The following is a 20124-nucleotide window of genomic DNA, read 5'->3' on the forward strand; positions in this document are numbered from 1 at the left end:
CCGATAACAAGAACGCAGGCGATGAAACTTGTAATCAGCAAGAAACCGTACAGATTGTCCACCTGCTTTGCAATCTCGGTCCCCTGCGTTGGCATGAAGGATTGGGCCTTCGCAATATTAAACCACATCATGTACCTTTATCTCCCCGCCGTGTTGTTCTTCGATCTGCGAGAGCGAATATAAAACGGCAATAACCATAATACCATCACCAGAACCATCACCGCTCCGCCGACCTTCATAAGATTGAAAGCCGCCAGAGTGTACTTGCTCTGATGTGGGTCATACTTAAAACAATAGAGCACTAAGTTGTCGACGATGCTGCCGATTTTTCCTTCGGTCGCTTCGTTTAAGGCCAACTTGATATCCTGCGGATTAAACATAATCCCAGGTAGGTAGCGAGAGATTGTTCCGTCAGGAGTGATAATCACTGCCGCCGAAGCATGTGCCCATTCTTTCGCAGCCTCGTCCCACTTAAATTTAAAACCCAATGACTGTGTGATCGCCTGAACAGTGGGCTCATCTGCCGTCAGAAAATGCCAACCAGCTGCGGCTTCAGGACGTTCATAAAGCTTTATGTAAGTCTCTTTCTTCTTCGCCGCCAAGTCGGGTGTCTCTTTTGAGTCAAAACTCATAGATAACAATTTATACTTCTTACCGACCGTCCAATCCTTATCCATTAACTTCAAAGCGTCAGTAAGACCGTTCAAATGGAAGTTACAAAGGCCGGGGCAGGAAAAATAAACGGGAGAAATAATCACGGGGTGCTTACCATCAAAAAAAGACCCCAAGGTCACTTCCTGGCCATTGTCGTCTTTCACTTTTAAAGACAGATCAATTTTGCCACCCAGTTTTTCATCAATACCGACACCTTCAAGCTCTTTGGGCGCTTCACTTGCGACCATGGGAGCCGGTTTGCCGTCGTAGGCGTGCGCTCCTGAAAACAAGACAAGAATGCTTGCAGAAAGCAGCATTCCCATTGTTTTCATTTTAAAAACACACGCGTTTTTTAACATTAATAAATCCTTAATTATTGTGCTGTTTTTGCAAACTCAGCAACTTTAGCAGGATCGTCTTTAGATTTATTTTGAGTGATAGATTCGATGTAATGAACTAGAGCCCAACGGTCAGCCGGCTTGAAATGAGCGTAAGCAGCCATGGAAGTTCCTTTAATACCGACAGTTAGAACTTTGAAGTGAGCAATAGCGCCTTCACCTTGAGTCCACTTACCTTCAATAAGGTTACGAGGTTTTGGATTCAATCCAGCACCCGCAGCACCGTCGCCTTTTCCTTCGTTACCGTGGCACATCGCACAGTTCGTCATAAAGACTTTCTGTCCGTAAGCCACCATCTCGGGAGAAGAAACCCAAGGTTCGGTAACTTTCGTGATATCAAAGACTGGAGCCGCGCCTTCCGCTACTGGAGCATTAGGATCGATTACGTTCTCAGCCAAATCTACACCTTTGTTGATAGCAACTAGGTAAAAGAAGAAAGCAAAGCAAAACGCCATTGAAAAGGCGAACGCAAGCAAACCGGCACGATTATACTCATCTCTATTTTCAGACATAGGTGGGCACTCCCTAGGAGACGCAAAATAGTTTTGTCACAATATTGTAATGTATTGATCTAACTATCTTAAAACACATGGGTCGGCAACTAATTAAGCCAACCCAGGTCGAGGTTCCTCAGGAGCGACACTAAGCATCACAAGAATTAGAATAAGAATTTACGGGTAATTTCCACGAACTTTTCAGGAGATTCAATATTAGGACAGTGGCCCCAGCCATCAATAACCTGAAATTGTCCTCGTGAAAACAGGGCTGCCATGGCCTTTGAGTCTTCCACTGGCAAAAGCTTATCGTGCTCACCGTGCAAAACCAGAACTTCATTCGGGACTTTCTTTAATTCATCGCGAACATCCAGCCCGTCCAAAGCCTTTAAAACCCAGTGCCCTACGGTCTTAACTGCGTGAAACGCATCCTCGACCAGAACATCCTTAAAGAATTTATTTTCAGGATTATTATTATGAATCGTAGATCCCAACACCACGCCAGTCAGATTCTTATCCTGCTTCATTTGCTCAAAAGCAGCGATCATTGAATTGTCAAAGGTCACACCTTTGGCACCAACAGGATCCAAAAGAACTGCCTTGCCAAACAATTCAGGCGCTTTTGCCATCATCAAAGACGCGATCAAACCGCCTGTGGAATGCCCAACTAGATGCACGGGCCCTTTATTCAGGCTGCGAATCAAGGCGATGAAGTCCTCGGCAAAAAGATGCATATTCACTTCATCAGCGCCGTTCGGCGGAGTGCTGCCTCCGCACCCTCGAAACTCGGCATAAATCAAAGAACCTTGATAGTTCTTTCCGGCTGCGGCTTTTTTCCAAATTTCTTCGGAAGGCAACCACCAACGATTGGAAGCGAGATTGCCGTGAATGAAAAAGACGTCTTGAGGAACCAGTCCGGGTTTAATCTCGTGGTGAATCATTCACGACCCACCTTGATATTTTCCTGCCCCGAACGAACTTCGCCACGATATGGATAGCCTTCAAAGTCGTCGCCTTTGTAAAGACGCTTATTGCCTTTGACGATCTCGTAAACCCAAGCCGCCGTGAAGTTTGGAACAGCTTCGACCATTTTATGCTCAGACCCGTTGACATAAAGACGGCTAGCGCGCGCCTCTTCTGGAACTGCATCCCAATATTCGTCCAAAACGCTGGTAGAAATGTATTGATCCTGGCGTGCGATCATCAAGTGCAGTGAACGAGCAGGAATTAAATGAGTCAAGTCGATAGGGCGGGCTTTGCGAATGCCTTGCACCAGGCGATACGTCGCCTCAAGCTTGAATGGGTTCTCCAACACAATCGGCTCGGCCTGGGGATATGTGGCATAAACGATCTGGTGGAGATAATAGTCATACAGATCATCATCAGACATTTTGTTGAAAGGGAAAATTTGGCGAGTGGCCCAGATCTGCGCCTTAATCCAATTGTCCGTTCCATCCAAAGGACGTGTGAAAGGAGCCATCAACACTAGATTCTTAACAAGTGTTGGATAAGCAGCGGCAAAGCCTGCGGCAATGCCGCCACCATAAGACAGCCCAACTAAATTATAAGGGCCTTTAATATTCATTTTTTCTAAAAGACTTTTAAGATCGACGATCTGATCCTGATACGGAATAGGCGCCATGACAGGAGCATACTTCAAAAGTGTCTGACCTTGCCCGATGGGATCGTAGCGAAGAACACCGACACCCTTTGCAAGAAGAGCCTCTGTGAAGCCGTTCCACTGACGAGTGCTGTAGGTAAGACCATTAATGAGAACGACAGTGGGTTGCTTGCCCTGAGCAGGAACATAATCAACGAAAAGTTCCTTTTGCGCCGAAAGAGCCACAAAGCCTTTGAAAGCTTCTTCTTCAGCTACCGACTCTATCGAAACAAATAAAGCAGAGATCACCACAAATACCGCTAACAAAACTGATTTCATAATTCCCCCGTTCAGTTCTAGCCAGATCGTCAATCTAATGGATCGCTTATAAAACGATACCACCGTCGACACTCAGTACGGTGCCGTTAATATAGCTGGCTTGCTCACTTGCCAAGAACAAACATGCGTTTGCAATATCTTCAGTTTCACCAAGGCGAGTCACTGGAACTTTGGCAGCCATACCTTCTAAAACTTCTTTGGGCATCGCTTTCGTCATAGCCGTCATAATGAAGCCGGGAGCGATCGCGTTCGATGTAAAACCTTTGCGACCCAATTCTTTGCCCCAAGTCTTCGTCATTCCGATCACGCCTGATTTCGCAGCCGCGTAATTTGTTTGACCGAAGTTTCCATAAAGTCCAACCACGGAGGAGATATTGATGATTCGTTTGTGGTTAGAACTTGCGTTGAATTTTTCCAATAATGTTTTTGTAACGTTGAATAGGCCCGTCAGATTCGTGCTGATGACCGCATCCCAATCCTCTGCGCCCATTTTTGCAAAAGATTTGTCACGAGTGATTCCGGCGTTATTCACAAGGATATCCACAGCCCATGGCAAAGAGGCCGCCGCTTTCGTAACGGAGTCGCGATTCGTAACATCCACTTGCGTCGTGTGCACCTGCGCACCGTACTTAGCAAATTCTGTTTTTGCTGTCTGCAAAGCCTGCTCAGAATAATCCCAGATAGAAACGTTTCCGCCGGCCTCTAGAAATTTTTGGGTGATTTGAAAACCGATACCTGCGGCACCGCCGGTAACGATCGCATTTTTATTTTTGAAATTAAAAGTAATATTTGTCATTAAATGGGCTTACCCCAGTGAGCCCCTACCCCGTCAAAGGAAATCGCACTTTTTCGCTCTGTGAATAGAGTATTTGCACTAAATTTCTTTTCTTGCCAAATCGACAAAATGGTTTGTAGATGAGCCCATTTGCAAAGGATAAAACGATGAGCAAAAGAACCGCGACAATCGTAGGGACCGGGATGTACGCGCCAGAACGCGTGATTTCCAATCAGTATTTTAACGATCTCTATAAGAAGGACATCGGCACTTTTTTAAGTGAGAGCCGCAACATTCGCGAGCGACGTTGGATGGACAAAGATCAACGCACTTCAGATCTTATCCTGCCTGCTGCGGAAGAGGCGATGAAGAATGCCGGCATCACGGCCAAAGATTTGGATCTTATCATCGTGTCCACCGACACTCCTGATTATCTTTCTCCATCCACGGCATCGGTCGTCGCCTATCGCATGGGCGCTGTGAATGCCGGCACTTACGACATTAACACGGCCTGCGCGGGTTTCGTGGTTGGCTGTGATATCGCCTCCAAATACATTGCCGCAGACGAAAAGTACAAAAACATTCTCGTCGTCGGCGCTTATGGCATGAGTAAATATCTGAACTTCGACGATTACAAAATTGCTTCCCTATTTGCTGACGGCGCTGGAGCTGTGGTGATTCAACCGGCGAAAGATACTCGTGGCTTTATTGACAGCCAAATGTACACCGACGGTCAATATCACGACTACATGGGAATTTACGCTGGCGGAACGGCCCAGCCTGTGACTCATGAGGTGATCGAAAATAAAGGTCATCTATTGGCTTTCCCTAAGCGTATTCCGCCTGAAACAAATGGCATTCACTGGCCACGTTTGACGAACATGCTTCTGGATCGTTTGCACATGAAGCCTGATGACATCAATCACTTCTTTATTACGCAGTTTAACGTTCAAAGCATTTATGAAACTCTGGATAAACTGAACTTGCCTCGCGAACGCGCGCATTACGTTATGGACCGTTTCGGCTATACGGGATCAGCTTCGATCGGAATGGCGATTGCGGATGCCGCTCGCCAAAAGAAAATGAAAAAAGGTGATATGGTCTTTATGTTGGGTTCTGGCGGTGGTATGAGCATGGCGGCCTTGGCTCTTGAATGGGGATACGACACATAATGGAACTGGATTGGCTAAAACGATGGAAGCTTTATTCGCCTCATAATATCGCTATCAAAGATGGCGATACCGGGCGTGAATTTTCTTACGCTAAACTTTTTGATTTGGCCAATCGCGGAGCCCACTATCTGCACAACCAATTTGGCATTCGCAAAGGGGACCGCGTTGCGGTCCTGGCCATGAACGAATTGGAATACGTTTTTCTATTCTTCGCTTTGCAACGCTTAGGCGCCATTATGGTGCCCGTAAATTTCCGACTGACCCAACGGGAAGTAGATCACATTATCAGCGATTCTTCGCCAAAGTTGGTACTATTCCAAGAAGCGTATCGCAGCATCGTCGAAAATCTTCCTACCTCCTTGAAACCGGAACTCCTGAAACTGCAAGGCGACAATAGTTTTGCCAGCTTTCTTGAATCCAGCTCAGCCGTCGAAGATTACTCTTTCACATCTCAGGAAAATGATCCTGTGATGATCATGTACACATCCGGAACGACGGGCGCTCCCAAAGGGGCGATCCTGACTTACAAGATGCTTTTCTGGAACTCGATTAATACCACTTTACGACTGAACATTTCCCAGAACGACTGTACGGTGATCTTTTTACCGTTCTTCCACACCGGCGGCTGGAATGTCTTAACGACTCCTTTCATTCATCGCGGGGCCAAGGTCGTATTTCTGAAAAAGTTCGACGCTGATCAGATCCTCAGCTTGAGTGCCCAAGAAAAAGCGACTTTGCTTTTCGGCGTTCCGACAACAATGGACATGATGGCGCGCTCTCCTTTATTCGACCAAGTGGATTTATCAAATATTCGTTACGCCATTGTGGGTGGCGAACCGATGCCAATCGAATTGATTCGTATCTGGGACAAAAAAGGCATTCCTGTACGGCAAGGCTATGGCTTAACCGAGTTCGGCCCGAATGTTTTTTCATTGAACGAAGAAGATGCGCTTAGAAAAATCGGCTCTATTGGTTTCCCAAATTTCTACATTGAAGCCAAAGTCGTCGACATGGAAGGCAAAGAACTTAAAGACAACGAAGTCGGCGAGTTGATCTTGCGTGGCCCGATGTGCATGCAAGGCTACTGGCATAACGAAAAAGCGACGCAGGAAACAATCAAAGAGGGTTGGCTTTATTCAGGTGACCTAGTCCGCCGCGATTCCGAAGGTTACTACTATGTCGTTGGACGTAAAAAAGACATGTTCATTTCTGGTGGAGAAAACGTATATCCTCCTGAAATTGAACAGATTCTTCGCGCGCATCCGGCTGTATTAGAAGCCGCCGTTATCGGTGTTCCCGATGAAAAGTGGGGCGAGGTAGGTAAAGCTTTCGTTGTGTCCAAACAAAGTGACCTGACCGCCGAAGATCTGCATCAACATTGTATTAGAAATCTTGCGAAATTCAAAATCCCTAAACATTTTGTGTTTTTACCTGCTCTACCCAAGGGTGATAGCGGCAAGATTCTAAAGCGCAAGTTGGTTGAATTGGCCCCCAACTGACGTTCGGTCGATAATATCATTCCAAATATGCATTGCACTTTTGGGCGCAATGGCGTTTATATCGGCCATCTCGGAGGATTCCTATGAAGAAGTTTTTTGGCTTCCTGTTTATGGCAACGCTATCCCTATCGGCTCAAGCGGATCAATTTTTTGTTGGTGGTCGCGACTTCTATGACCTGATGGAGCAGTACAACCAAGTTTGCACCGATATTTGCAAAAAGCCTTTCTATCACACAGTCGTTTACCGTGACGGACAAACATCTGCGCTGTTGACCAACAACGATTTAACCGCTTTGAAAAAAATCATGATTCAACAGTCCAACATCTGGGCAGATACGATCCTTGAAGGTGATTATCACGCAGAAGGCAATACTCGTTTGGATGAAGTTGTGGCTATTTTCAAGTCAGCAAAACTTGTGGGCTATAAGATCACTTACTCTGAGCGCGCCTGGGATATCGGCAGCTGTGATTATGATTATGAAGACGAAAGCGAAGATAAGTTTGCGGGCTGCACAGAAGGGCGCATTTCAGAACGTTCCTTCGTTAATACGGATTTCAAAACATATTTCCGTGATGATAACGCCATGGCGGAATTTTTCGATTAAACTCGACCTTTGCAGGAGGCTGAAAAGCCTCCTTTTTTGTTCTCAGATCTTTCTTAAGATTTAATAAAATTTCTTGTCTCAATTTTAGAAATTATCCAGATAAATCTAAACTTTTGCTATAGATAGCCGAACAACACTGAATGAAACGTCGATCCGTTTTATTCGCATTGTTTTTTCTTGTATCTGCATGCACGAGTGCGAAACGCACCCCGAGTTCAGTTGTTTATGACGATCAACGCGTCAATCGCATTCAAGAGATTGATCTGGAGCTTTCGAAATTTTGGAATAATGACTGGAAAGGAAATCAACAGTTTTTCCAATCCAAAGAGGGCCTGAACGCGCCACAAGCTTTCGACGGACGACTGTACCAAGACCCGCAAGTGCGCGATCAAATCGACCGTCTTTGGCGCGCCCGTCAACATGAGGTCGATGTTCTTTCCTCCAAACTTTCTTTGCGTGAATGGGACGGCTTAGGCCCTTGGTTTTCCGCTTCCTTCCGTTCGCCCCTGTTCAACAAGGAAGAAATTGTTGAGATCACAAATCCAAAAGAGTATTTGAATGAAGATATTCAAATCAACAATCCCTTCCCTTTAGAACACAACTTCTATTCTTCCTATTCGTTGCGGCTGATGAATAATCTTCCCGTGGAAAACTCTCCCTTTGCGACTGAAAATGATGAACGAGGACAGAAGTATCTAAAAGCCCGACTGGACTGTGACGGCGATATTATCTATCAATCAGGCTTTTTATTTTTCCAGAAAGAAACCCGCAGCCCGGTTTATGAATTCAATTGGTATTACAACAAGCATAATGGACAAAAAATTTCCGTTCGTTTTGCACCAATAGTTCGTAACTGTCAGTTGCGATACTACGATCCGGAGAAGGCAAAAACATGGACTCATACCATAAAAATGAAGGACGTCGCCATAACCACTCCAGAATGGATTAAGCTGACAAACCAAATCGATGTGTGCGCCCGTCCCGTCGGTGATTTTGGCGGAAACAATGTCACGAGCTTCTTCTGGCAGCAGGACTATCTGTTTACGACCTGCCCGCAAACCTATGATAAGCTTTTGAATTTACGAGACCCCTATCAGTCCATGAATCGCCGGGTTCTTTCGTTGACTGGTTCTACCTTAAGTCGCCAAGACTTTAACAATAAAAACCCCATGGCTATTTTGAATTTCGACAAAGCGCCTCAGTTTGACGTTATTTGGGTTTCTTCTTTGAACTTTTCGGCGGATTTTTACGGGATGGTGCTGGCACGGGCCCTTCGCTATCACGCGGGCCGTGGCACTCAGATTCGCATCTTGGTTCCTGAAGTGACCATGACCAAAAAAGACAAACAAATTCTGGAATGGCTGGCTTGGGGCATGCCCAATGTGAAAGTACAATACTATAAGTATCGTCTTTCTGAGGCCAACGACGGTTCTTGGCTTGATAAATTCCACCGCGTGAATCACACAAAAATCGTGATGGGCTATTCTTCCAAAAACTGGAAGGACAGCTTCTTGATTACCGGCGGAAGAAATATTCGCGACTCTTATATATTTAGCGATACACCTTTTTATAAGGCTTATAAATATCTGAAAAACTATGGCGAAGGTGAAGAGGCTTACATCTATTACAATGATTTCGAAGTTGAAATGCGCGGTCACCCTTTTATTCAGTCCGTGATGGCACAAATGCTTTCGTTCTGGATGCGTGATCCCGAATCGAATCGTTTTCGTTCTACTAACGTCAATATCCCGCAAGTCGCCACAGCAAGCCAGGTCGCACGCTTGTCGGCTCTGCCCCAACTTTACCCGCTGGTCCGTCATGTGATGTCTTTGCCTTTCTTTGATGGCTTTCAGCTAGAAAAGTTCTACATCAACATGATTGATTCAGCTCAGTCAGAGCTTCTGTTAACCACGCCCTACTTTCGACCTTCAGTCGCTATTAGCGCCGCCCTCGATCGCGCAGTACAAAGAGGCGTAAAAGTGAAGATTTTGACACGCATTCATCTGGCCGGTGATGGAACTCCGCAGATCGCAGAGGACGTCAACAAAGAGGGCATCAATCGTCATTTAAAGAACGTGGACATTTACGAATGGACGGATTCTCATTCGATCATGCACGCGAAAATTTTGGTTATTGATAAGAAGCTCAGTTTTGTCAGCAGTGTGAATCTGAATCGTCGCAGCTTTATTCACGACACGGAAAGTGGCGCCTTGATTCTGCATGAACCAACTGCCACAGAAATGCGTCGAGAAGTTTTAGATTTCCTGAAAGGCGGGCGGCGCATCACCGCGAAAGAAAAAATTTCTTGGATCAATAGCACCCTGATTGATTGGGCGGATTCCTATTTCTAAACACGACACTAGTCCTAAGACTTAAGTCGAGCTTTAAATATCGGCCTTCTATTCCCAGTTAAGAAGCAACGACTTCGTGTAAACTGAGGAATATGTATAAATTGCTTTTCCTCATCTTCGCTGCCGTCACTTTTGTGTCTTGCCAGCAAGGACCCGCTTTGGGCCCCGGAGATGATGATCATTTAGCCAGCGCTGCGGAAACCGACTGTGGTTTTATACAAAACAGCTATGGGCAAAGAGTTTCCTGGAAAATGAATATTCCGGTTGTCCTGCAACTTCACACGGATTACCCCGCCGAATATGAAGAAGTCATCAAAAGAGCTGCCAAACACTGGAACGATGCTGCAGGCTTGACACTTTTTCGTTTCGAACGAACCAATGCGAGCTTGGGCGGCGAGGTTTCGCGTAATGCTGTTAATACGATTCATTGGATGAAGACTTGGGCTGAAAATCAGAAAACACTTCAGGCGATTACCAACCTTTACTGGCGTGGTGCTCAAATCTATGAGTCCGACATTGCGATTGACAATAAGTACTTTAATTTCTTCATCGAAGAATCCACGACGCCATATGATGTGCACTTAGAAAGCCTGCTCATTCACGAATTGGGACACGTTTTGGGTTTAAAACACCGCACCGTTCCTAGCGTGATGTGGTCGACATTGAATGGTGCCGTCAAACGGGATTCTTTAACCGCCGCCGATCGCGAGACGATCAAATGCGAGTACTAAGATGAAAAAAGAAAAAACGAATCTGCAAAAAATGTCGCGAATGATTAGTCTGATGCTGATCCTGGCGGCTTTGCCTTTTGGTGTCTTGCTGCTAAATAAAAAAGTGTCGCAGCTTCGCCTCGTCGCTTCCAGCGAGGACGGGCCTTCCGTCAATGTCACCACTTTTGACTACGACTTGTCTGAAGCTTCTGCGCACGAATTTAAAAAGGCTTTCAAATATCAGGTGTTAAAAGAAGCCTCCGTCTTAAAAACCCCTCAGGGACCAGCCATGCGACTAGGTCTTTTCCTGATGAAGAATGCCGCCGGAGGTAAGGTGTTCGCCTGCGAACAATATCCCACCATCGATCTGCTTTTTGCCGCCGAGGGCATCGCCTTTTCCGGAGAAATTCCACAAATGATTTTGCGTGTCCCCTGTACTGTGGCCACAGATCAACGCCATATCGACACTTTGCCAATCCCCTTTTCGAAGATTCTTAAAAGTCCCGTCACTCAATATGAGTTCACCACTCAGGCGGAAAATTCACGCGAGCAGGGTAAGGTATATTTTCGTCACGTCGTGGAGTTCTGGCCCACAGAATGGACGTGGACCGGCGTAAAATTTTATGCGGAAGACCCTGGCGATACTTTACAAATTAACGGCTATGAAGTGATCTCTGTTCTGGGAGAGCCTTTAGTCATTAAAGCTACCGAATAGACTCGAATTCGGGAACATAGCGGACTTTGTCTTCTCCGCGCGCCTTGGCTTCATAATCGCTGTATTCACGACGATGCTGTTCGACCTCTTTGGCAATCTGCTCGTCAATCTCTTTATTCTTTTGGTCATTGATGGCATCTATGGCGGAAGCTGTTTTCGTTGCTTCAGGTTGCGCAATGTCGCCGACATAAATGGCATTGCCATTGAAAAACTGTACTTCCTTTTCAAAGCGAATGCGGTCGTCATAGAAAACATAAGTCCAACGATCTTTACCCTGAAAGCGTTGTGTTCGAGAGGGGCTTCCCATTAAATCAAGAACGTCATCTTTTTCCATTCCAGGTCTTACTTCGCCAAATTGCTTCAGCATTGATGTCTGACAGGCTGTCGTCAGCAAACCAAGTAAAACGACAGGAATAGCCAAATAACGGAGCATAGTTCCCCCATCCTTCTATGCTACTAGTTTACTAAGAAGCTTGGAAAGCCGCCACTTTCTTTTGTCTCATTTTGGAACAAAAAATAGGGCGGCCCCAGGCCAGGGTTTAAATTTCTCCCCGGCCTTTTCGCGCCATATGCGCTTTGGCGTTAAGATGTATTTTCTTCCATCGTTTTCTCTCTTCAGCCATTTTGGCGGGATCAGAACGACGTTCTTGATAAGAGACTTCCTTTTGCAATTTCAAATAGCTGTCCCAACGATCCGGGTCCAAGTCACCGTGACTCAAAGCTTTTTGAATCGCACAACCTGGTTCCTGATCATGAGCACAGTCACGAAATCGGCAGGCCTCGGCCAGAGCAACGATGTCCGAAAACAATTCCTGCACCCCTTCTTCCTGATCGACTAAGCCCAATTGCCGCATTCCCGGCGTATCCATAAGGACCGCACCGTCGTGCAACCGAAACAGCGACCGTGACGTGGTCGTATGTCTGCCGCGGTCGTCGTCAGCGCGGGCACTTTGCGTTTGCAAAGTTTCTTCGCCCAGAAAGAAATTCGTCAGGGTTGATTTTCCAACTCCGGAAGAGCCCATCAAAGCGACCGTTTTACCGGGCCGCAAATACTGTCGCAGAATATCGCAAGTTTGTGGCTCTAAGACGCTGACAGCGTGAATAGGCACCCCGATATAGGTGTTTTCAAGGTCCTGCGTGATGGCTTCAGGATCTTCCACCAGATCGGATTTGCTAAGCACAATAACGGGTGAGGCCCCGCTATCCCAAGCCAAGCTTAAATAGCGATCCAGCCTCTTGGCGTTGAGATCTCTATTTAATGAGGTGACAACAAATATCACATCAACGTTGGATGCGATGACCTGAACACCGTGCCCCGGGTCCCTACGATAAAAGCAAGTCCGGCGATCTAAAACTCTGTGGATCACAGCTTTGTCTTGATCGCCGTCCATTTGACAAAGAACCCAGTCGCCCACGGAAGGGAACGCCCCCGGGGAACTTTCGAAGTCATGACGAAAACGCCCTGAAACCTGGGCAAAAGAGGTCCTATCATCTCCCCAACTGAGGCGATAAAGATCTCGCTCTTGGTTTATGACTCGGGCGACTTTAAGACCCTCGTCTTTGTTTGTAACTTGTAGCTCAAAAAATAAATCCCATCCCCACGACTGGAGGTTAGAATATGAATTCACGCGAAACTCCCATAGATATTTTCGTTAAAATAAAAAGCGGAAGCTCTCGTGGATTTAAACTGTCAGAATTTGTGCGACTAAATGAATAGATCCAGAGAGCTGTGATTTGATTTAAAGAATTTTACAATCATAAGCCCTCCTTGTTCATGGCTGTCTTTATCTTCCCGGAAGGCCTTGTTTTCGTCAAGCGGCTGCCCCATTCTTTGGCAAAATTATTTCAATAGAGCGTAAAACTGGCGAAAAATCTTGGGTGTTTTCCCCAGACCCCACTGCGGATTCAGGACTCCACCAAAATCCGCCGGATCGGCTTTTTCACCATTAATATAAAGCTCGGATTGTGATTCAGTTGAAATACTGACAATTCGAAGTGCGCCTCGCACCGTTTGCAAATCCAGCAGAGAGCGCGTTTGCATCGCGCCGGTGGCACTGTCCATACTCATCTGAAACTGAATCGGTCCGCTGACAGTGTCACCATCGGCAAGTCGGATCAGGACACGACCCGATCCAGTGGTCTTCATCAGCATTACCATTGCCTGCTTGGCAACAGTGACGTCCGCATCCGTCACTGAGTTCAACTCAAGAAGAGATTCGATGATGTTCGTGGCTTGGCGCAACTTTTCGTCCTGCAGATGACCATAAATTTTTTGTTTGAGTTTCACCTGGCTTAAAGTTTGAGCGGGTTGTTCCGCTTGATTCACGCGCACCCGGTTGATCTGAGTAATAACCTCGCCCTCTTCTAGATAATTTAAGGGGCAGCCCTTTGCCGCAATCGACATCTGAGCACGCTCGCCAGAGACCGCACCTTCCCGCGCCTGGGTGTCGCCCCACTGGGCGCCAAAGGCCGGAAAAATCTCGCAGTCTTTTTTTATTTTTTTTAAAACTGCCAAGCCTTCTGGAGAAAGTTTCTCTATCGCTTTTTGTCTTTCTTCAACTTCGACTGTTTTCGCAGATCCCCCAGACACAACCGCCGTAAAGATCGCGTGTGGAGAAGGGATGAGTTTACCAAAAGCCATGTTAAGTTCCGCGTAATATTTCACGTCACTTGAGGACATGGCATTGACGGGTTTTTCGTAGGGCCTAAAGATGTCTACGGGGGTTTCTTCAGCGCTATCCCCGCCCGCACCAGAACAAGCCGTGATTGCAAACACCGCGATATATAGGAAATATATTTGTTTCATGCAAACCCCTCAGTAGGCTTCTGAAGAGTATTAAATAACGTCCAAAATAAGAGTCAATAATGGAACTATTACTTCTTTAGGATGATCGGGTCCACGATGCGGGGCGCGGACTCTGGGGACTTTTTCTTTTCTTCGACCAGTGCCGTTCCCAGTTCATTTTTTTCCGGCTTTTCATATTGCATGCGCACTTTTTGCAATGTCTTTTTAACGGTGTTTCCCAGACTCATTTGCGTTTCCATTTCTTCAATGGACTTCACTTCGATACGTTCGTATTCGCGTTTTTCCGTCAAACCCTTTTCTGGATAGCGGTACTTCAGAAGAGCGCGCTGTTGATCGTATTCTTTGACGTTTGCATTCAAATCTTTGTGCAATGACTTCATTTGGTTGATGATTTCGGCGACCCGGGAAGAATCTTTGGTTTGTTGCTTCTCAGTGATCAGCTTTTGAATTTCCGTTTCTGCAGAGCGAACTTTTGCCTCTAAGGCCTGAACCCGCGCCTGTACAACAGCATAAGAGTCTTCGCTGGATTTGATTTCTTTTGCCGGAGCTGCGGGGGCGGCACCATGCTCAGCGGGAGCCTCTTCATTGGCAAATGCCATTGTCGTCAATGTCAAAAAAGTAAACGAAATTTTAAGAACCAGAGAGTACATCTTGCCTCCAAGAAATTTTAAAAGGCAGATATTTAATTCGGTTGATTAAGACGCTGGCTTTAGCGGGCGAAAGACCTTTTAGGACCAACCGCCCTTGCCCAATCTGATTAAGAAGCTCATTCACATCCCAACCAAAGCGGGAATCTGTCATCGCCTCTTTTAACTGCATTACAAGATGGCTGGACTCTATACCGTCGATAATCACGGCATAGGTCATTGGACCAGCCAGTGTGTCGGCATTCCCGAACTCAGTCACATCGGAAAAATCAGGTGTATCCGGAGTCGCCACGTTCGTTATCGGCTGTGGCGTACGGTCCAGTGTTTGTGAGAAGTCGTAAGGGGCTTCCTCAACAGGAGCCGCGAACGCTTCTTGCCCAACTTCTGCCGCGGCGGCATAGGACTGCTCTGAGCTTTGATAACCTTCCCCTGGAACTTCGATTTCTGTTCCCGGAGGAATTTCATCCGCTGGAGTTAAATAAGGGTCTTCTTGAGGCGCATTTTCCTCGGGAACTTCTTGGGGGATTTGCCCCTGATAAACCGTTGGCTCGGACGTGGCTGAATAGTCTTGAGGCACTTCTACGGGAGCTTCACCGTAAGCATTGAAGTCTTGCGGAGTCGGGTTTTCGAAGGACGTGCCTGCCTGAAAATCAGCCCCGCCTTCGAAGTCAGTTCCAGATTGAATTTCGGGTTCTTGAGCCGGCTCAGATTCGTGCTCGGCCATTTCCGGCTGCCCATTCCAATCGATAAAGTAAACCGCATTGCAATGGGGACATGTGAACAAAGTCCCCAGGTGCTTATCTAGAATCTCTACCGGCTGTTGGCAACTCGGACAAGGGATCAACTATCTTTTTCCTTTACCTTGTTTTTCAAGGCGACGACGTTCCTCGCGATTCATCGGACGATCATCACGCGGTCCACTTTGAAAGGTCATCTTACGTGTGGGTGCTGCTTCACTGGTTTCCACTTCAGGAAGACTGTGACCGATGTCCGTTTCTGACGGAGACGAGTAATCCAACTCGTCAAGGTCCGCTTCTTCCGGGCGCAGACTGTCCAAAACCTCTTCTTGCGATTGCTGAGCCACAAGTTGCACACGCATGATCTTTTCGATCGCATCGCTTTTAATGGTATTGTTCAGGCTTTCGAAGGCTTTAAAGGCCTCTTTTTTATACTCAATCAAAGGATCTTTCTGCGCGTAACCGCGAAGACCAATGCCCTCTTTAAGCTTGTCGATCACGTAAAGATGATTTTTCCAGTGATGATCGATGCTTTGTAAAAGGATCATTTTCTGAACCTGCTCAAAGAAAGGTCCCATAGAAGTTTTTTGTTTTTCAAAAACTTCTTTCACACCTTTTTTCACTGCTTCCGTCACCGTGTCTGAATTGATCGGCATGTTAGCAAAATCAATCTTGAAACCGAAGCTTTGCACAAGAGAGTTGTTCAACCCTTCCATGCTCCACTCTTCCTTCTTGCCACCCTCTGGAGCATAAGTGTCCAGAAGATTCGAGACGACGTCTCCCAACCAATCCAAGGTTGTTCTTTCGATCTCTTGACCTTCAAGAACTTTACGGCGCATTCCATAGATCGCATTTCTTTGCGCATTCATGACAGAGTCATACTCCATCAAATTCTTACGAATATCGAAGTTGTGTCCTTCGACCTTGCGTTGTGCGCCTTCAATTGCGTTCGTCACCATTTTTGCCGTGATCGGTTCATCTTCAGGAATGTTGAGCATTTCCATGATTTTTTGAATACGCTCACCGTTGAAAATTCTCATCAGCTTATCTTCCAAAGAAAGATAGAAACGGGATTCGCCCGGATCCCCTTGACGACCGGCACGACCACGAAGCTGATTGTCGATACGACGAGATTCATGTCTTTCGGTACCGATGATATAAAGGCCGCCCAACTCACGAACTTCGGCGCGCTCTTTTTCAACTTGCGGTTTAACTTTGGCCAAGGCTTCCTGGAATTCTGGAGACTCATCATTGCCTACCGCTGCCTTCGCCAACATTTCGGCGTTACCACCCAACATGATGTCAGTACCACGACCGGCCATGTTTGTTGCGATGGTCACAGCACCTTTACGACCCGCTTGTGCCACGATTTCGGCTTCGCGTTCGTGTTGTTTGGCGTTAAGAACTTCGTGCTTGATACCTTCTTTACGAAGATACGCGCTTAGGGATTCCGACTTTTCAATCGACTCAGTACCAACCAGAATTGGCTGACCTTTGGCGATACGTTCCTTGATATCCGCAGTGATCGCTTTGTATTTTGCTTTTTCAGACTTATAAACAACGTCTTCCTGATCTTTACGTTGGATAGGTCTGTTCGTTGGAATCACGTTCACATCAAGATTGTAGATCTTTTTGAACTCGACCGCCTCAGTATCCGCTGTTCCCGTCATACCTGAAAGTTTCGTGTACATACGGAAATAGTTTTGGAAAGTGATTGTCGCCAAAGTTTGGTTTTCAGATTTAACTTCCACGCCTTCTTTAGCTTCGATGGCTTGGTGAAGGCCATCACTCCAACGACGACCCGGCATCAAACGACCCGTGAATTCGTCAACGATGACGATCTCGCCGTCTTTGATCATGTATTCCACATCACGACGGTAAAGATAGTAAGCTTTCAAGCCCTGGTAAACGTGGTGAAGAATCTCAATATTTTGAGGGTCGTAAAGATTAGAAAGACCCATTAGCTCTTCAACCTTTGCATTTCCTTCGTCGGTCAAAGAAGCGGTTTTGGTTTTTTCCTCCATCGTGAAGTGCACATCGCGCTTCAGTTGCGGGATGATCGCATTGACGGCGTAATACTTGTCAGTAGAAGCCTCTGCGGGACCAGAAATGATCAGTGGCGTACGTGCTTCGTCGACCAAGATAGAGTCACACTCATCCACGATAGCGAAGTTATGACCGCGCTGAACATAGTCGTTCAAATCAAACTTCATATTGTCACGTAGGTAATCGAAGCCCAATTCATTATTTGTACAGTAAGTGATATCACAAGCGTACATCTGCTTACGTTGCTGGTCGTTCAAACCGTGAACGATAATGCCCGTCGTAAGACCCAACCAACCATAAAGACGTCCCATCCATTCAGCATCACGACGCACTAGATAGTCATTCACCGTCACAAGGTGCACGCCTTTACCAGTCAGCGCATTCAAGTAAACCGGCAAAGTCGCCACAAGCGTTTTACCTTCACCCGTTCTCATCTCGGCGATATTTCCGCGATTAAGAACGATACCACCGATCAACTGAACGTCATAATGGCGCATGCCCAAAACGCGCTTAGAAGCCTCACGACAAACCGCAAATGCCTCAGGCAATATATCGTCAACAGTTTCGCCTTTACGAAGACGTTCTTGGAATTCTGGAGTCTTGGCTTTAAGTTGTTCGTCCGTGAGAGCCGCCATCTTGGGCTCTAGGGCATTAATACGATCCACAGTGGGTTGGATCTTCTTCATTTCACGATCGTGTTTGGTACCGAAAATTTTTGTAAGTACTTGTGTAATCATAGTCTTAGAGAATAGACCCAAATCCTTAGGGGCGGCAAGGCAACAGGGCAATTCTAGTCCCGCGTCATTCACTTGGAAAACACCTCTTTCCTCGACGAAAGGTTGGCTTCAAAAAAGACACTGAACGAGCGAGAAAATTAGCGCACTCTCTATTTCGAATAATTAATCTGACGAAGACCTTCATAAGCAGCGATGGCAACGCTCGTGGCAAGGTTAAGGCTGCGGGCGCCCTCACCAATCATAGGAATTGTGACTGTTTGGGCTGGATATTTCAATAATAGCTCCGGATCCAGCCCCTTGGTTTCTTTGCCAAAGACGAACCAATCACCCGGTTGGAATTTAGGTTCGAAATAAGTACGTTTGGTTTTAGTGGTAAAGAGCCACAGGCGAGACGTATCTTCGACCTTGCTCCACCAGTCTGCGAAGGTTTCGTGACGGTGATAGGTTAGGTGCGGCCAGTAGTCGAGACCGGCACGCTTAAGATTGGTATCGTTGATCTCAAAGCCCATCTTTCCGACAATATGCAGCTCGCAGTTGGTAGCGACACAGGTTCGCCCGATGTTCCCCGTATTTTGGGGAATTTCGGGCTCGATAAGAACAATGCGGAAGAGTTTTGATGAAGCAGAACTAGGCAAGATGTCTATAAACCTCTTGGCCAAGTTTAGATAAAGCCAGACGGCGACCTTTATCAACGATCAGTTCTAGATTCATCAGTTCGCGATACAAAGTCAGGTCAATTGGGACAATCTCTCGGCCAGTCGATTTTCCCAGTCTTTGAATGTATGTGACCTGCTTTTCAGAAAGCTTGGATGTCAGAGTGGGCTGTTCTTGGATAGAACGTTTCCAGTCTCCCCCGGGAATCACAGCGGCATTCACTGGGAGTTTTAATGGATTTAAGAAATAAATCCAAGCGCGGACTGACGAAGACGCCCCCTCTGGATACACTTCAACTTCTTCTCTAGAATAAAGACTCTGGTCAGGGTTATGACGATTAAAACCGTGGAACTCATCCATGAGGCTCAAAAGCAACTCCGAGCTTTTAAGTTCCACAAGCTGTCCTGGCACCAGGTCACCGCCGGCCTTAACGATAGCCGGAAAGCCTACTTTTAAACGGTAGGCTGTCGCTTTAACGCGCGCAAGTACTGAAGATTCCAAGAAATTTTTGATCTTATTAAAGTGAACCATGCCTTCACAAAAAGATCCGTAGACGAAAAAACGTGTTGTAGTCATTATCCCCCCCGAGTACGACAACAATAAGGCTTTTCCTAAAAGAGGTCCCGTGTGTACCAAAAACCACAGGGGCTCGCAAGTCGGTTTCTAGGCACTTGTTCTTTTTTTCCAAGAAGTGACAGTTTATGTTTTGCGTTATTAGCAATTAAAAAAATTAAATGACTTTAACTGTTTTTGCATTCTTGCACAAACTTGCTATCCTCTTCACAACGTTTTTCCGAACAAAAGGTTCAATGAAAAAAATTGAGGCGATCATAAAACCCTTCAAGCTCGATGATGTCGTCGACGCACTATCAGAAGTCGGCGTAGAAGGGATCACTGTCTCAGAAGTTCGCGGGTTCGGAAGACAAAAAGGACGTACTGAAGTCTACAAAGGCGCAGAATACGTCGTCGATTTTCTACCAAAAATTAAAATTGAAGTGGTTCTGCCGGATGTCCTTGTGGACAACGCGGTGGAGGCCATTCGTAAAACGGCTCATACAGGAAAAATTGGTGACGGTAAAATATTTGTAATTCCTGTCGAGACAGCCCTTCGCATCCGCACCGGCGAAAGGGATGAACAGGCGCTTTAGATTGGTTTTTCAAATGGCTCGGAGGCCCCTATGACCC

The 20124-nt window shown here is 46.4% G+C and carries 20 protein-coding genes; 7 read left to right on the top strand and 13 right to left on the bottom strand.

Features of this window, described 5'->3' with window-relative positions:
• Positions 1-137 precede the first annotated feature (137 nt).
• The 5 genes from OM95_RS14440 to fabG form a co-directional block, all read right to left on the bottom strand.
• On the bottom strand, positions 138-1013 hold the full coding sequence (locus OM95_RS14440; protein ID WP_291516505.1) for an SCO family protein: 876 nt from the start codon (positions 1011-1013) through the stop codon (positions 138-140).
• Positions 1014-1027: 14 nt separating this feature from the next.
• Positions 1028-1564 carry a cytochrome c gene (locus tag OM95_RS14445; protein WP_291516507.1) on the bottom strand — a complete coding sequence of 179 codons (537 nt, stop codon included), beginning with the start codon at positions 1562-1564 and terminating at the stop codon, positions 1028-1030.
• 146 nt (positions 1565-1710) lie between these two features.
• Complete coding sequence (locus OM95_RS14450) at positions 1711-2487, bottom strand: alpha/beta hydrolase (protein ID WP_041875278.1); 777 nt, start codon at positions 2485-2487, stop codon at positions 1711-1713.
• Entirely contained in the window at positions 2484-3485 is a 1002-nt protein-coding gene (locus OM95_RS14455) for an alpha/beta hydrolase (protein ID WP_041875280.1), read from the bottom strand. Before OM95_RS14455 ends, OM95_RS14450 begins: the two co-directional genes overlap by 4 nt.
• A 46-nt stretch (positions 3486-3531) precedes the next feature.
• Positions 3532-4281: a 3-oxoacyl-ACP reductase FabG gene (gene fabG, locus OM95_RS14460; RefSeq protein ID WP_041875282.1), complete on the bottom strand. Its 750-nt coding sequence runs from the start codon at positions 4279-4281 to the stop codon at positions 3532-3534.
• 146 nt (positions 4282-4427) lie between these two features.
• Here fabG and OM95_RS14465 point away from each other — a divergent pair, with 146 nt between their 5' ends.
• The 6 genes from OM95_RS14465 to OM95_RS14490 all read left to right on the top strand — a co-directional run bounded on the left by OM95_RS14465 (position 4428) and on the right by OM95_RS14490 (position 11312).
• Positions 4428-5432: a ketoacyl-ACP synthase III gene (locus OM95_RS14465; RefSeq protein ID WP_041875285.1), complete on the top strand. Its 1005-nt coding sequence runs from the start codon at positions 4428-4430 to the stop codon at positions 5430-5432.
• Positions 5432-6931 (top strand): long-chain fatty acid--CoA ligase, encoded by a 1500-nt coding sequence (locus tag OM95_RS14470; protein ID WP_291516509.1) that lies wholly within the window; start codon positions 5432-5434, stop codon positions 6929-6931. Before OM95_RS14465 ends, OM95_RS14470 begins: the two co-directional genes overlap by 1 nt.
• Positions 6932-7014: 83 nt before the next feature.
• Entirely contained in the window at positions 7015-7536 is a 522-nt protein-coding gene (locus OM95_RS14475; RefSeq protein ID WP_291516511.1) for a hypothetical protein, read from the top strand.
• A 140-nt stretch (positions 7537-7676) separates the two neighbouring features.
• Complete coding sequence (locus OM95_RS14480) at positions 7677-9887, top strand: phosphatidylserine/phosphatidylglycerophosphate/cardiolipin synthase family protein (protein WP_291516513.1); 2211 nt, start codon at positions 7677-7679, stop codon at positions 9885-9887.
• Between the two features lie 92 nt (positions 9888-9979).
• The gene (locus tag OM95_RS14485) at positions 9980-10618 is read left to right on the top strand and encodes a matrixin family metalloprotease (protein ID WP_041875289.1); all 639 of its coding nucleotides are present in this window, start codon (positions 9980-9982) and stop codon (positions 10616-10618) included.
• A 1-nt stretch (position 10619) separates the two neighbouring features.
• Entirely contained in the window at positions 10620-11312 is a 693-nt protein-coding gene (locus OM95_RS14490; RefSeq protein WP_041875291.1) for a hypothetical protein, read from the top strand.
• Here OM95_RS14490 and bamE read toward each other — a convergent pair.
• The 8 genes from bamE to OM95_RS14530 form a co-directional block, all read right to left on the bottom strand.
• Positions 11302-11745: an outer membrane protein assembly factor BamE gene (gene bamE, locus OM95_RS14495; protein ID WP_291516515.1), complete on the bottom strand. Its 444-nt coding sequence runs from the start codon at positions 11743-11745 to the stop codon at positions 11302-11304. The genes OM95_RS14490 and bamE overlap by 11 nt on opposite strands.
• A 106-nt stretch (positions 11746-11851) precedes the next feature.
• On the bottom strand, positions 11852-12940 hold the full coding sequence (rsgA, locus tag OM95_RS14500) for a ribosome small subunit-dependent GTPase A (RefSeq protein ID WP_041875294.1): 1089 nt from the start codon (positions 12938-12940) through the stop codon (positions 11852-11854).
• Between the two features lie 212 nt (positions 12941-13152).
• Entirely contained in the window at positions 13153-14118 is a 966-nt protein-coding gene (locus OM95_RS14505; protein WP_041875297.1) for a hypothetical protein, read from the bottom strand.
• Positions 14119-14186: 68 nt separating this feature from the next.
• Positions 14187-14768, bottom strand: a complete 582-nt coding sequence (locus OM95_RS14510) for a hypothetical protein (RefSeq protein ID WP_041875299.1) — start codon at positions 14766-14768, stop codon at positions 14187-14189.
• Positions 14749-15609, bottom strand: a complete 861-nt coding sequence (locus OM95_RS14515; RefSeq protein WP_041875302.1) for a zf-TFIIB domain-containing protein — start codon at positions 15607-15609, stop codon at positions 14749-14751. Before OM95_RS14515 ends, OM95_RS14510 begins: the two co-directional genes overlap by 20 nt.
• The gene (secA, locus tag OM95_RS14520) at positions 15610-18285 is read right to left on the bottom strand and encodes a preprotein translocase subunit SecA (protein ID WP_041875305.1); all 2676 of its coding nucleotides are present in this window, start codon (positions 18283-18285) and stop codon (positions 15610-15612) included.
• Between the two features lie 149 nt (positions 18286-18434).
• Positions 18435-18920: a tRNA (cytidine(34)-2'-O)-methyltransferase gene (locus tag OM95_RS14525; protein WP_291516517.1), complete on the bottom strand. Its 486-nt coding sequence runs from the start codon at positions 18918-18920 to the stop codon at positions 18435-18437.
• Positions 18913-19515 (bottom strand): gamma-glutamylcyclotransferase family protein, encoded by a 603-nt coding sequence (locus OM95_RS14530; RefSeq protein WP_291516519.1) that lies wholly within the window; start codon positions 19513-19515, stop codon positions 18913-18915. Before OM95_RS14530 ends, OM95_RS14525 begins: the two co-directional genes overlap by 8 nt.
• Before the next feature lie 233 nt (positions 19516-19748).
• Here OM95_RS14530 and OM95_RS14535 point away from each other — a divergent pair, with 233 nt between their 5' ends.
• Complete coding sequence (locus tag OM95_RS14535) at positions 19749-20087, top strand: P-II family nitrogen regulator (protein WP_041875308.1); 339 nt, start codon at positions 19749-19751, stop codon at positions 20085-20087.
• The last annotated feature ends 37 nt before the right edge of the window (positions 20088-20124 follow it).

This window comes from Bdellovibrio sp. ArHS, from assembly GCF_000786105.1.
Taxonomy (GTDB): Bacteria; Bdellovibrionota; Bdellovibrionia; order Bdellovibrionales; family Bdellovibrionaceae; genus Bdellovibrio.